General features: G+C 38.7%; 11 protein-coding genes. 7 read left to right on the forward strand and 4 right to left on the reverse strand.

From position 1 onward, the window contains the following. Positions 1-51: 51 nt before the first annotated feature. From hemE to hemA, 3 genes are all read right to left on the reverse strand, one after another. On the reverse strand, positions 52-1083 hold the full coding sequence (hemE, locus tag G6N06_RS06280; RefSeq protein WP_163515211.1) for a uroporphyrinogen decarboxylase: 1032 nt from the start codon (positions 1081-1083) through the stop codon (positions 52-54). 186 nt (positions 1084-1269) lie between these two features. Beyond that, complete coding sequence (hemC, locus tag G6N06_RS06285) at positions 1270-2847, reverse strand: hydroxymethylbilane synthase (protein ID WP_163515212.1); 1578 nt, start codon at positions 2845-2847, stop codon at positions 1270-1272. Beyond that, positions 2840-4084: a glutamyl-tRNA reductase gene (gene hemA / locus G6N06_RS06290; protein ID WP_371865815.1), complete on the reverse strand. Its 1245-nt coding sequence runs from the start codon at positions 4082-4084 to the stop codon at positions 2840-2842. Before hemA ends, hemC begins: the two co-directional genes overlap by 8 nt. Before the next feature lie 230 nt (positions 4085-4314). On the opposite strand from hemA, the gene G6N06_RS06295 reads away from it, so the two are divergent. From G6N06_RS06295 to G6N06_RS06320, 6 genes are all read left to right on the forward strand, one after another. Continuing rightward, positions 4315-5202, forward strand: a complete 888-nt coding sequence (locus G6N06_RS06295) for a helix-turn-helix transcriptional regulator (protein ID WP_163515213.1) — start codon at positions 4315-4317, stop codon at positions 5200-5202. Between the two features lie 105 nt (positions 5203-5307). Continuing rightward, positions 5308-6342, forward strand: a complete 1035-nt coding sequence (gene hemH / locus G6N06_RS06300; RefSeq protein ID WP_163515214.1) for a ferrochelatase — start codon at positions 5308-5310, stop codon at positions 6340-6342. Then, on the forward strand, positions 6342-7694 hold the full coding sequence (locus G6N06_RS06305; RefSeq protein WP_163515215.1) for an MATE family efflux transporter: 1353 nt from the start codon (positions 6342-6344) through the stop codon (positions 7692-7694). The genes hemH and G6N06_RS06305 overlap by 1 nt, the downstream gene beginning before the upstream one ends. A gap of 14 nt (positions 7695-7708) precedes the next feature. Beyond that, complete coding sequence (locus tag G6N06_RS06310) at positions 7709-8257, forward strand: CopD family protein (RefSeq protein WP_163515216.1); 549 nt, start codon at positions 7709-7711, stop codon at positions 8255-8257. A gap of 173 nt (positions 8258-8430) precedes the next feature. Beyond that, complete coding sequence (locus G6N06_RS06315) at positions 8431-9882, forward strand: sensor histidine kinase (protein ID WP_163515217.1); 1452 nt, start codon at positions 8431-8433, stop codon at positions 9880-9882. Positions 9883-10039: 157 nt separating this feature from the next. Next, positions 10040-10822 (forward strand): enoyl-CoA hydratase/isomerase family protein, encoded by a 783-nt coding sequence (locus tag G6N06_RS06320; protein WP_163515218.1) that lies wholly within the window; start codon positions 10040-10042, stop codon positions 10820-10822. A 475-nt stretch (positions 10823-11297) separates the two neighbouring features. Here the strand turns inward: G6N06_RS06320 and G6N06_RS06325 are convergent, their stop codons facing one another. Beyond that, positions 11298-13460, reverse strand: a complete 2163-nt coding sequence (locus G6N06_RS06325) for a S46 family peptidase (protein WP_163515219.1) — start codon at positions 13458-13460, stop codon at positions 11298-11300. A gap of 236 nt (positions 13461-13696) precedes the next feature. On the opposite strand from G6N06_RS06325, the gene G6N06_RS06330 reads away from it, so the two are divergent. Continuing rightward, positions 13697-14770, forward strand: a complete 1074-nt coding sequence (locus G6N06_RS06330) for a PA0069 family radical SAM protein (protein ID WP_163515220.1) — start codon at positions 13697-13699, stop codon at positions 14768-14770. The last annotated feature ends 28 nt before the right edge of the window (positions 14771-14798 follow it).

The raw sequence follows: 14798 nt of genomic DNA on the forward strand, positions 1-14798 counted from the left end.
ATTGAAATGAGACCTGACAGAATAATAAAACCTGTCAGGTCTGTTGATCATTTAGTTTGGGCTCTTATATTCTTTTACCGCATCAATAAATGCCTTGGCGTTATCCAAAGGAATATTCGGTAAAATGCCATGACCTAAATTTACGATATATTTATCTTTACCAAACTCGTCGATCATCTGTTTTACCATTTTTTTGATTTCTGCAGGTGGTGAAAACAATCTGGAAGGATCAAAATTACCTTGTAACGTAATATTTCCCCCCGTCAAATAACGCGCATTTCTTGGAGAACAGGTCCAATCAACACCAATAGCCGTAGCATTTGATTTAGCCATGTCGCCTAAGGCAAACCAACAACCTTTGCCAAAAGCGATCACCGGTGCATGATCTTTCAGGGCTTCAATAATCTGATTGATATATTGCCATGAAAACTCGTGATAATCGGATGGTGCTAACATGCCACCCCAAGAATCGAAGATTTGTACGGCATCACATCCAGCAGCTACTTTTGCCTTTAAATAAGTAATGGTAGTGTCGGTTATTTTTTGCAATAATTGGTGTGCGGCAATAGGATTTGTAAAGCAAAACTGTTTTGCTTTATCAAAATTTTTGCTGCCTTGCCCTTGCACGCAATAACATAAAATCGTCCAAGGTGATCCTGCAAAACCAATTAATGGCACCTCGTTGTCAAGCATGTCTTTGGTCATTTTAATGGCCTGCATGACATAGTCCAATTCAATATGTATATCCGGAACAATAACATTGTCCACATCTTTTTGTGTGCGTATCGGGTTGGGCAAATAGGGTCCAAAATCGGGTTTCATTTGCACTTCAATATTCATGGCTTGTGGAATGACCAAAATATCACTGAATAAAATGGCCGCATCCATTCCGTAACGACGGATGGGCTGTACGGTAATTTCACTCGCCAACTCTGGAGTTCGACAACGTGTAAAAAAGTCGTATTTGGCTTTTATTTCTTGAAACTCCGGCAAGTAACGTCCGGCTTGACGCATCATCCATACTGGTGGACGGTCAACAGTTTCTCCCTTTAATGCTCTTAAGTATAAATCGTTTTTTATCATCTTCCCAATTCCTGCGTAGGCAGGAATCTCACTGTTTTAAGTTAAACTTTTTCTTTTTTATAATAATAGTTCTGATTTCGGACCTACTTACAAGTTGTGTCTGTGTTATTACGCGTAATGAATATTCGCCAAATCAAACTTGCTTATAAATTCCTGCGAAGGCAGGAATCTCACAATTTTAAAACATTAATTATAATTCTCATTCACCAAATCAATCACACTCTCAACTGTTGGAATTCTCGCAACCCGCACATCCTTAAAGTGTTTTTTAGCTTCAGCGGCTGTAGTATCTCCAATGCAATAAGCAATTTTACCTTCGGCATCATTGTTAATCATATAGCTTTCCACGGTTGAAGGGCTATAAAACATGACTCCTTCAACGTTCGGATCTATTTTTTCTGAATCCAAAATAGTTTTATAAGCCTCTACCTCATTCACCTTAATATTGTTTTTTTCGAGGGTCTTAGATAATTCATCCAATCTGATATCACTACAAAAATGGGTTACTTCGGTGCCATCAATAAATTCGACCAAATAGGCAGCAAGTGATTTTGCATAATTTTCAGAATGTTTGACTTTGCCAATTTTCTTTTCAATCAATCGCTTTGTGCGTCGTCCAACACAGTAAATATTCTTGAATTGCAACTCTTCTTTTGGAACACTTGCAATAATTGCTTCAACTGCGTTTTGACTTGTGATAATGACGTTTTTAATGGGCGATTTTAAAATAGGTTTTGCAATTCTATTCAAACTTATTTTTAAGAAGTCGGTGCTTTGTACAGTGACATTTTTGAAAAGCTGACGTTGTAATTCGGATAAATTTCGAGTAGAAAATACCTGTACGGCCCTATTTGATTCATTCAGTTCGTTCATCACTCGGTTTCCGCCGCGCTCCAACACATAATCGGCAGCAAACTGGGCAATATTGTGATGGTTTCCCAGTTTTTCTGTTCGTGTGACCTCAATCTTTTTAGTACCGTCCAAACTCAACAAAACGCCATGAAAATTGACTTCCTCATTTTTGATAAATGCCAAAGCCCCAATTGGCGCAGAGCATCCACCTTCTAAAAGATTCAAGAACTTACGTTCAATGGTTGTGCAGATCTCGGTTTCTTCGTGATTAATTTCTTTGCAAATAGCAAGGACGTACTCGTCTTCTTCACGTGCCGTGATCATGATGGCGCCTTGTGCAGGTGCGGGGACCATCCAATCCAAATTGATGGCATCTTGTGGGCGCACACCAATTCTGCCAATCCCAGCAGCGGCAAAAATGGCTGCATTCCAATCCTCATTATCATGTAATTTCTGAAGCCGCGTATTGACATTGCCTCTTAGACCAACAATGGTATGCGTAGGATAACGATTGAGCCATTGCGCCTTACGCCTCAAGCTTCCGGTGGCAATGACCGCATCTCTTTGCGATAAAAACTCTTCATTTTTTTTGAAGACCAAAGTATCTCTGACGTTCCCTCGTTTTAAAACTGCTGCCTGAACTATACCTTGAGGCAACAGCGTAGGCACATCCTTTAGCGAATGAACAGCGATATCAATGTCATTGTTGAGCATTGCTGCATCTAAAATGCGCGTAAATACACCAACAATTCCCATTTCGTAAATGGGTTTGTCAAGGACCATATCGCCCGTTGATTTTACTGGAACTAATTGAGTGCTATGTCCTAAACTTTCAAGTTGTTGTTGCACAGCTTTGGCTTGCCATAGCGCCAATTCGCTATCGCGGGTGCCAATTCTTATTATTTTAGACATGTGTAGTAGATTCTAACTGAAACACTCTTCTGATGAGTTCAATACTGTCGTCGGTAGAGGTGTCATCTGTTTTGAGATGATACGCAAAGTGATTCGTGATTTTTTGGATGATATTATTACTGATCAACTCTGCTTGAGCTTCATTGAAATCGGCATTTTTTTTACGTTGGGTTTCTAATTCGGCATTTTTGAAATCGAGTAACTTATGCTTTAAGGCGTTAATGGTTGGTGCAAATTTTCTAGTTTCTAGCCAACTATTAAAATCCTGTTTAACGTCCTCTAATATCTTTTCTGCCAAAGGAATAAATTCTTTTCTGCGCTCTAAAGTATCGTCCGTCATTTGAGATAAATCGTCGAGATGGATCAAGGATACATTAGGTAATTCCGTGACATTGGGGTTGACATTCTTCGGAATTGATAAATCCAAAATCAACAATGGTTTTTTAGATTGGATACAATTTTTGTCGACCGTTGGATTAAGAGCGCCTGTGGCGACAATCAAGATGTCGGAAGCATTGATTTCTTCTTGGAGATTGGCATAATCTTTAACCAATAAATTAAATTTGCCTGCCACCTCTTGAGCCTTGGTCTTTGTTCTGTTAATTAGGGTGATATGCTCGTTTTTAGTGTGTTTCACCAGATTCTCACAGGTATTTCGCCCGATTTTCCCCGTTCCAAAAAGTAGGATATTCTTATCAGAAACGTTGTCTATGGTATTTAAAATGTATTGGACCGATGCAAAAGACACAGAAGTAGCCCCAGAGGAAATTTCCGTTTCGTTTTTAATGCGTTTACTGGCTTGAATCACTGCATTTAACAAACGCTCGGTAAATGCATTGAGCAGTCCCAACTTTTTGGAAGCTCTAGCGCTTGTTCTGAGTTGACTGATGATTTCAAAGTCGCCTAAGATTTGGCTATCGAGTCCTGACCCTACACGGAACATATGCGTAACAGCCTCTTGATTTTTATAAATATAAGCAACATGTTGAAATTCTTCAATAGTGCCTTTGGTGTTTTCACAAAGTAATTTGATAAGCTGATAGGGATGTTCTGCATGACCATAAAGTTCGGTTCTGTTGCAGGTTGAAGTGACGATGAGGCTTTCAATCCCTACTTCTTTTGCTTGATGAAGTAAGTTTTTTTTAGATGTATCGTCCATACTGAATCGTCCTCTAATATCAGCATCAGCCTTTTTATAGCTTAATCCAATGGCGTAAAAATAAGTGGTTTTCAACATATGATTGTGCACAATACTGGTTATTGAATTTTGATATGGAAGTATAAGGGCAAAAGTAGAAATGTCAATGGAATAAAAACAACGCTCGAAGGACTATTAGTATCGCTTAATGTTTTTTGGCCATTTTTTAATATAAGTGCGTCAAATACCATACTTTTGCAGTCATGGCAATGGTTTGTAACCATTTTGTTTAGAATGAATCTAAATAATAAAAAGAAGTTTTAAAGAATATGGATTTAAAAAATGTCGTTAAAGGTTCAATGGAAGAGACTGAAATTGATGAGGGCTTTTTAGTGATGACCTATCAAAACGAGAGCAATACTGTAGAAACTATTGAGCGTAAGATAGATAGTAGTTTCATTCAGTTCCACTTTTGTTTGAAAGGCTCCAGTAAGTTTATTTTCAACGAAGGTCGGTATGCTTTGGACATATTGGGAGAGAATTCACTTTTACTCTATAATCCTCAACGCGATTTGCCGATACATTTGGAAATGGACCCCAACACATGGTTGGTATCTATCGTGATCTCCATAAAAAAGTTTCATGGTTTGTTTTCACAAGAGGCGGGTTATATTACATTTTTGAGTAGTGACAACAAGGATAAGAAATATTATAAGGACGGCAAGATCTCACCTTCTATGGCCATTGGTTTGACCCAATTGATTCATTATAACTTGAATTCGTCAATCAAAAATCTTTATTTCAAAGGAAAGGCCTATGAACTCTTGAGTTTGTATTTTAATAGAAGTGAGGATACCAATATCGAGCAATGTCCGTTTTTGGTGGATGATAGCAATGTCATCAAAATTAGGAAAGCCAAGGACATTGTGATTTCCAGAATGGCAGAACCTCCAACATTGCATGAACTTTCCGAAGAGATTGGACTGAACATCAAAAAACTTAAAGAAGGTTTTAAGCAGATTTATGGAGATACAGTTTATAGTTTTCTATTCGATTATAAGATGGAAGTTGCCAGGAAACTCTTGGAGTCTACAGATTATAATGTGAATGAGGTAGGCTTGAAAGTTGGCTATAGTACATCGAGTCACTTTATAGTGGCATTCAAAAAGAAATATGGCACGACCCCCAAAAAATATTTAATGTCATTATCTTCGTAAATTAATAATTAAAAGATGTTCATTCCGAAGTCTTCATAGACTTGAAGATCTAAATCAATAGGAATATAATTAAAAAAGAGATTCCTGCCTTCGCAGGAATATATTATGAAAAAAGGAGTATTACTTGTCAATTTAGGGTCGCCAGACAGCCCGACACCAGAAGATGTTAAACCATATTTAAGCGAGTTTTTAATGGACGAACGTGTCATTGACGTTCCTCTTTGGTTAAGGACTTTCATTGTAAAGGGGATAATTTTAAAAACACGTCCTAAAGCATCTGCGGAAGCGTACCAAAAAATATGGTGGGAGGAAGGCTCGCCGTTAATCGTAATTTCTGAGCGACTTCAGAAAAAAATACAGAAAAACACTGAGCTTCCAGTGGCTCTGGCTATGCGCTATGGTAGTTTGACCATTAAAAAGGGTCTTCAGGAATTGGTGGATAAAGGTGTGGAACATGTGTTTCTGATGCCGCTTTACCCACAATTTGCTATGGCGACCACGGAAACTATTTTGGTTTTGGCTGAAGAAATTAGAAAAGAATATTTTCCGAATCTTAAAATATCGGATTTGAAAGCGTTTTATAATCGCGAGGATTATATTGATGTCATTTCCAGTTCAATAGATAGACATCTGAAAGATAAACCTTATGATCATTTGTTGTTCTCATATCATGGGGTTCCAGAGCGGCATATTCGAAAACGTGACATCACAAAATCACATTGCAAAATTGATAAAAGCTGTTGTATCACGCCATCACCTGCACACGAATATTGCTATCGCCACCAATGCTTGGAAGTCACACGATTAGTGGCTGAAAAACTAAATTTGAAAGATGGGACTTATTCTTCATCTTTTCAATCGCGATTAGGGATTGATCCATGGTTGCAACCTCCAACAGATTTGACCATTGAGCGGATGGGCAAAAAGGGTGTTGAAAACTTGGCCGTAGTAACCCCTGCTTTTGTAAGTGACTGTTTAGAAACCTTAGAAGAAATTGCCATGGAAGGCGCAGAAATCTTTCACGAAGTGGGAGGTAAGAACTTTATCACGGTACCTTGTTTAAATGACGACCAGGAATTTGTGACCATCCTCTCCAATTGGATCAATGATTGGGCAACCTCAGAAGCCGTACCTGTATAATGGCTAAAGATTCCTCTCGAGATTTAGGCACACAACCCATTAGCAAACTTTTAATAAAGCAAGCTGTTCCCGCATCAATCGGGATTTTGGTCATGTCGCTTAACATCTTGGTGGATACCATTTTTGTCGGGAATTGGATTGGCGCTACCGCTATTGCCGCAATTAATGTTGTCTTACCAGTGTCTTTCTTTATTGCTGCTTTGGGAATGGCCATCGGGATAGGAGGTTCTTCTATTATTTCAAGGGCCTTGGGCGCCAATAATTATGAAAAGGCACTGAAAACATTCGGCAACCAAATCACTTTGACATTGGTGCTGACATTATCCTTGATCACTGTAGGATTACTTTTTGCCGATGGCATTATCGAATCCTTTGGCGGGAAAGGTGCCATTTTTGAGCCTGCAAAAATATATTATGAAATAGTGCTTTATGGTGTGCCGCTATTAGCACTTTGTATGATGGCAAATACGGTCATTCGTGCAGAAGGGAAACCAAAGTTTGCCATGTATGCCATGATGATTCCATCGGTCGCCAATTTGGTGATGGATTATGTGTTCATTTATCTTATGGATTTTGGAATGACTGGAGCTGCATGGGCAACCACACTTTCTTATTTAATCTGTTTGATATTTATCCTTTGGTTTTTTATATCCGAAAAGTCAGAACTGAAAATTGACTTTGCGCACTTCGGGCTAAACTTCCCAATTGTCAAAGAAATCACTTCTTTAGGATTTGTTACGCTGTCGCGCCAAGCCGTAGTGAGCGTCACTTATTTGTTTATGAATAATATTCTCTTCGATCTGGGAGGAGAAACTTCTGTGACATCTTATGCTATTGCGGGGAGAATGCTAATGTTTGCCATGTTTCCTATTCTTGGAATTACCCAAGGATTTCTACCAATTGCTGGCTTTAATTACGGTGCTGAAAATTATCATAGAGTTAGGGAATCACTTAATACGGCTATAAAGTATGCTGCGGTTTTGGCGAGCTTAGTTTTTATTGTATTGATGATATTTCCAGAAAATATCATCAGAATTTTCACCACAGATGCCGATGTGGTCCGCCAAGCACCTAATGATATGCGCTGGGTATTTGCCGCAACGCCCATTATTGCCTGGCAGCTGATTGGTGCCGCCTATTTTCAGGCTATCGGGAAGGCTCTACCTGCGTTACTGTTGACTTTGTCCAGGCAAGGTCTCTTTTTTATTCCGCTCATTTTGATTTTACCACAGTTTTACGCCGAATTTGGAGTATGGATGTCTTTCCCAATTTCAGATGTATTGGCAACTATTGTGACAGCCTATTTCTTGAACCGCGAAGTCAAGAGGAATTTGATTCCTAAAGATGTTTAATTTATTTTTGAACGATGGAATACTACAATTATATAAAAGCCTTGCACCTTATTTTTGTTATTACCTGGTTTGCAGGATTGTTCTATATTCCGAGGTTGTTTGTATATCAAATTGAAGCCTTTCATAAACCCTCACCTGAGAAGGAAATTTTAGGAAAGCAACTCAAATTGATGGCCAAACGCTTGTGGAATATCATTACCTGGCCTTCGGCAATTTTGGCCACTATTTTTGCAATTTGGCTGCTTATTTTGATACCATCCTGGCTACACCAAGGTTGGATGCATGTGAAATTGGCCTTTGTCATTTTGCTTATCTTCTATCATTTAAAAACACATCACTATTACAAACAATTGCAACGTGATGAGGTCAAAATATCTTCTAATTTTATGCGATTATGGAATGAAGGTGCCACATTTATCCTGTTTTCAGTAGTGTTTTTGGTGATTTTGAAAAACTCTATCAACTGGATTTTTGGTGTTGTTGGCATTGTCGTTTTGGCTGTTTTATTGATGTTGGGATTCAAGATCTATAAGAATATCAGAAAAAGAAATCCCGATTCTTAAAGTGGAGGGGGGTAGTGCATAGCGTGTAGTGCGTAGAGGGTAGTTGAAAAGTAGGCGAAAATTCCAAATCAAAAATCATCAATCAAAAATCAACAATCGTTAATCCCTTGAAAATTTCAACGCAGCCAATTTTGGAGTGATTATTGCTATCTTTATCAAGCTACATTAATGAAATGAAAACAAGACGACTTTCCTTACGCGTACGCATCTTTTTTGCCATGATTCTGTTAGTGCTCATCGCTTCTATTTTGATTGCTGCAGTCACTATTTATCAATACAACGAAGAAGCACAAGACTATCATAGAAACCGTTTAGAGCGAAAAGAAGACAATATAAAACGCCATATTGATTTTGTAATTCGCGAAACTTCTTGGGAAATCAATACGGATAGAATACCGTTGATTTTTAGGGAAGAGATTTATAAGATTGCCGATATCCATCAATTGCAGGTTAATCTGTTTGATCTTGAAGGTTCGTTGTTAAAATCTTCAAAGTCGAGTATCGAGGGCGATACACTTTCAAGTTGTTTGAATGCCAATATTTTAAATGCCCTTTCCAATACATCCAAACATAGATACGTAGAAAAAATGGTCCTCAACGATCAAACGTTTCAATCTTCATATACCTATATCACTGACAAAAAGTTCAAACCGATTGCGATTTTAAACCTTTATTATATTCAGAATGATGATATTTTGAATAAGGAGCTGAAGGAGTTTTTGGAGCGTTTGGGATATGCCTATTTTGTGATGCTAATTTTGGCCATTCTACTGGCGTATTTCCTTTCAAAATATATTACCAAATCACTTAAAACGATCAGTGATAAAATGAATGCAACGCGATTGGGAAAACAGAATCAGCGAATTGAAATTGAGTCGTCAAGTGAGGAAATTGCCACTTTGGTGAATTCTTATAACAGTATGATTGATCAATTGCAGGAAAGTGCCGTAAAGTTGGCTACATCTGAACGTGAACAGGCATGGCGGGAGATGGCAAAACAAGTCGCCCACGAAATTAAAAATCCGTTAACGCCTATGCGTTTAAGCGTTCAAAGTTTTCAGCGCAAATTTGATCCAGAAGATCCTGAAATTCATCAAAAAGTGGAGGAATACAGCAAAACACTCATTCAGCAAATTGACACCATGAGTTCCATTGCATCGGCCTTTTCAAATTTCGCCAAAATGCCTGCACAACAAAATGAGACCCTTAATGTGGTACAAATTGTGAAATTGGCCTTGGATATTTTTAGTGAAGATTATATTGTCTTTGTGGCCGATGAGAAGGAAATCATTTCGCAATTGGACCGAACGCAACTGATTCGCGTGATCACCAATTTAGTCAAGAATGCAACCCAAGCTGTCGCAGACGAGAAGGATCCTAAGATTGTGGTTAGTGTGATGTCTGAGGATGATGTGGTTAGGATTTCGGTCTCTGACAATGGAAAGGGTATTTCCGAGGAAAATATTGCAAGAATATTTCAACCCAAATTTACTACGAAGTCTAGCGGGATGGGACTTGGCTTGGCAATGGTTAAAAATATAGTGGAAACTTATAAAGGAACAATTACCTTTACTTCCCAAAATGGAAAGGGAACAACGTTTACGGTGACATTTCCGAAGGAATAAAATCACTTCAAATGCAGGGATCTCATAAAATATTGCTTAATTTTCAATTTCTATCTCAGCAAGTTGTACAGGGGAGTTTGAATGGTGTTCAATAAAGAAGAGATTTCCGACTTCCTGACTTCCAAGAGACCACCATGGAAATAAAAAACACAGTTATATGTCATACGAAAACATCTTATCAGAAAGAAACGACGGGATTACAACCATTACCATCAACCGTCCCAATAAATTAAATGCTTTAAATAAAGCGACAATTAACGAACTCAATCAAGCTTTTAAAGTGGCTGACAAGGATAAACACACTAAGGTGATCATTATTACCGGAAGTGGAGAGAAAGCCTTTGTCGCCGGAGCGGATATTAGCGAATTTGCCCATTTCGATGTAGAGGATGGTGCGAAATTGGCGGCTAAAGGTCAAGAGTTGTTATTTGATTATGTTGAGAATCTTTCAACTCCAGTCATTGCGGCGGTCAACGGATTTGCCCTTGGTGGTGGTCTCGAATTGGCGATGGCCTGTCACTTCAGAATTGCCAGTGACAATGCCAAAATGGGTTTGCCTGAAACATCATTAGGCGTGATCCCTGGTTATGGTGGGACGCAACGTTTGCCACAATTGGTAGGAAAAGGTCGCGCCATGGAAATGGTCATGACCGCAGGTATGATTGATGCCGAAACAGCAAAAGCTTACGGATTGGTCAATCATGTGACCACACAAGATGAGCTTATGGGCTTTTGTGAAAAGATAGCCGGTAAAATCATGCGGAATTCTACAGTAGCGATTAAAGGCGCTATAAAAGCCATTAATGCCAACTATAAAGACGGAGTTAACGGATATAAAGTAGAAATAAAGCAATTTGGAAAATGCTTTGGCACTGACGATTTTACCGAAGGTACGACAGCGTTTTTGGAAAAGCGGAAGGCGGAATTTCCGGGGACATAATTCCTGCGAAGGCAGGAATCTCAAAATAGAACACTGACGACACAGATTGAGCGGATTTTTACTGATTTGATTGTGAAAATTAAATAAAAGATTGATGACGAGATCAGTGCTCATCATAAAAAATCAGCGTCACCTGCCCTGCCGGCAGGTGGGTCTGCGTTCTATTAGATTGAATAGATCCTCACCGATCCAAATAATGATTTTACATATCCTCTTTTAGTCATAAGAATTAAAAACTGAAAATACAAAGCTGATTTTTTGTTTGCCCCGCCCTAAAAGGGAGCAAAAAATCTCAAATGATTAATTAATTTGAGAAAAAGCCATTATGATTCAATAAAAAAATGCGAACTAAATATGTGGTTCGCATTTTTTAATTTTTCTAAGTCATCGGTCATCGGTCATCGGTCATCGGTCCATGGTCACAAGTCTCACCACTCCCCTCTAAAAGCGAAGCGTTCTACCCTGTCACCACTAACTACGACTTCCCGCCAACAATCGTCAATTCATCAACAATATGTTTGGCATTGGAATATTTGTCGATCAACCAAAGGACGTATCGGATATCAACGTTAATCGTTCTCTGTAAATCTGAATCGAAAATGACATCACCAGCCATCGCTTCGATGTTTCCATCAAAAGCCAATCCAATCAATTCACCTTTTCCATTGATTACTGGAGATCCTGAATTCCCACCGGTAATATCATTATCTGATAAAAAGTTAACTGAAAGTTCACCTTTCTCGTTGGCATAACGTCCATAATCCTTTTTCGCATACATGTCCAACATATGTGCAGGCAAGTCAAATTCTGGATCATTCGGCTTGTATTTTGCAACCATCCCTTTTAAAGTCGTGTAGTTATTAAACTCGGCATCATTTTGCTCACCTTCTTTTTTAGGCAAAGCTCTCACTTTTCCATAGCTTAATCGCAAAGTAGAGTTAGCATCAGGATATTGGATGTTGCTCAATCCAGATTCACGTAATCCAGCCACTAATTTTCTAAAAGCAGCTTGAAAATCGTTTTCAGGTTGCACTAAGTGTTCAGGTTGCTCTCTGTATTTTGTTAATAGCTGACCAGATAACTGATACAATTGGTCATTTTCTAATTTCGACACATCAGGGTTTTGTAAAAATGCCATCACGTTTTCTTTTGAAGTGAAAATGCTTGCGTCAAAAATAGATTCTATGAAGGCTGTAAAGTCGTTGTTGTTTTTATCGCCAACTTCTTTTACCAATTCAGGAAGTGGATAATTGGCTTTAGACGCATATAAATTCAATTGCTTGGCAAGGATTTCTTTTTCCAAAGGCAAGTGATAGTCTTTATAAGAGCTTTCTACAAAAGACTGTAATCTTGGAAGCATGTTTTCACGAGCAGCTTCATTTGCAGTAGTATATTGTTCCAAGGCACCACCAAGTCTGTATGGCAGCACGGCAAATTTACTGCCACGTAAGATACCAGTTAAATAATTGTCATGTTGGGCTTTTTGATTGGTCAATTTATAATAGGCATTGATATCTGAAATTACATTGCCGTATTTCGCTTTGTTATTCTTTTTGTTGGCCCATTTGTTAAAAGCGTCCTCAACTTTAGTTTTTGTCGCTACTGTTTTATGCTCTGTTAAGGCATCAATCATACCGCCACGGTTTTTCCAATAGTTGGCAATACTTGCATAGGAAGACGCATACATCAAGTTGATAGCTTCATCATTATCCATATATTTTTTCATGACGTCCATACTCACTTTTGAGCCTTCAACCCAAGCAGGATAGGCAAATTTTACGTTTTGCTCAACCCCTTGTGCAGGCATCCATCGGTTGGTTCTTCCTGGATAACCCAAGATCATGGCAAAATCATTCTCCTTAACGCCGTCAATGCTTACAGGAAGATGGTATTTTGATTTTAAAGGCACGTTGTCAGTAGAGTATTCGGCTGGATTTCCGTCGTGGTCAGCATATACCCTGAACAATGCGAAATCGCCAGTATGTCTTGGCCATTCCCAGTTGTCTGTATCGCCACCATATTTACCCACACTTTCAGGAGGAGTACCTACTAAACGTACATCTGTGAAGTCTTCATAAACAAAATAGTAGAACTCATTTCCTTGGTAGAAGGAACGTACAGAAACAGTATATTTCCCACCCTCGTTATTTTCTTTTTCAATTTTCGCAATCTCTTTATTGATAGCAGCTTCACGCTCTTTTTCAGACATTGTCTCATTGACTTGCGATAAGATACGTGTTGAAACATCATCCATTCTGACAAAGAATCTGACGTATAAGCTTTCTGGTTTTAATTCTGCATCGAGCGATTTTGCCCAATAGCCATCTCTAAGATGGTTTCTATCGGCAGAAGATAATTCTGCAATCGCATCATATCCACAGTGGTGGTTGGTCAATACCAAACCACTATCAGAAACAATACTGGCAGTACACCCACCATTAAACTGTACGATGGCATCTTTTAAACTTCTGTTGTTGATGCTGTATATTTCTTCAGCAGTCAATTGAAGTCCCATTTTTTGCATATCTCTTTGGTTGAGACGTTCAATATGCATTAAAAACCACATGCCTTCATCTGCTTTTAGAGCGGATGAAAAGGTCATCATAAAAATGGTGAGGGAGAGCAATATTTTTTTCATGTTCTTAAATTATTTGTGAGTGCCAAAAATATTGAATTTTTATATGGTTTAAAGGATTGAGAACTGTTAAAACCTTGTTATTTTTTAGCTTTTAAAACATTCCTTAAACAGCCTATATCCCTTATAGTGAGTGGATAACATAAGTTTCTACATTCTGTAGCCATCAAATGGCTGGTTTTGGATGTAACTTTATACGCTTGTCATAACCTACAGAAACTTTCAATAATTAAATGCCAATGGACCCAGACTCTACCATTAAAGGTCGCGGAGCACAAATTAATATATCCAATCGATTCTTTAGATTGAGTCACGAAATACGTGATGATTTTCTTGAGTACTGCGCCAAAGAAGGTGAAGAAGCCGATAAAAATAAAACACTCTTCCTCGAGGTTTTCCCAAAAACTATTGTCAACAAAGTTACAAGTCCAGACGTGGGCATGGGCTACTCCATGAACATGTACCAAGGTTGTGAACATGGATGCATCTATTGCTATGCAAGAAACACCCACGAATTTTGGGGGTATAGCCCGGGCTTGGATTTTGAACGTCGGATTTTAGTAAAAAAGGAAGCGCCACTATTGTTGGAAGAATTCATCAAAAGAAAAAGTTGGGAAGCCCATCCTATTGTGATGTCCGGAAATACAGATTGCTATCAACCTGCGGAAAAGCGATATGAAATTACTCGGAAATGTTTGGAGGTCTTCTTAAAATACAGACACCCTGTGGGCATTATTACGAAAAATGCCTTGATCCTTCGCGATTTGGATCTTTTGAAAGCATTGGCTAAAGACAATTTAGTAGCCGTTAATATTTCTATCACCTCGCTTTCTGAGGACACGAGACGTGTTTTGGAACCCAGGACGGCGACCATCAAAAAGCGATTGGAAACTGTAAAAAACTTATCAGAACATGGCATTCCCGTCAACGTCATGATGGCACCCATTATTCCTTCAATTAACAGTCATGAGGTCTTGGCACTGGCAAAGAAAGTCTCCGAAATGGGCGCTTTGAGCATGGGGCATACCATTGTGAGATTGAATGGTGCTATTGGAGAGATCTTCACAGATTGGATAAAAAAGACCATGCCCGATCGGGCAGACAAGGTGCTGCATCAAATTGAAAGTTGCCATGGTGGGAATTTGAACGACTCGCGCATTGGAACACGTATGCGCGGTGAAGGTGAGATTGCCAAGCAAATCAACGATATGGTCAAACTGGCAAAGCTCAAATATTTTAAGAATAAATCGATGCCAAAACTGAATACGTCGCTTCACGAACAGTTCAAGGATGGGCAGCTAAAGTTATTTTAATCCTTATATTTGGCTACACTTATCAGAT

Origin of the sequence: Gelidibacter japonicus (genome assembly GCF_010725055.1) — a bacterium.
In the GTDB taxonomy this organism is placed as follows: domain Bacteria; phylum Bacteroidota; class Bacteroidia; order Flavobacteriales; family Flavobacteriaceae; genus Gelidibacter; species Gelidibacter japonicus.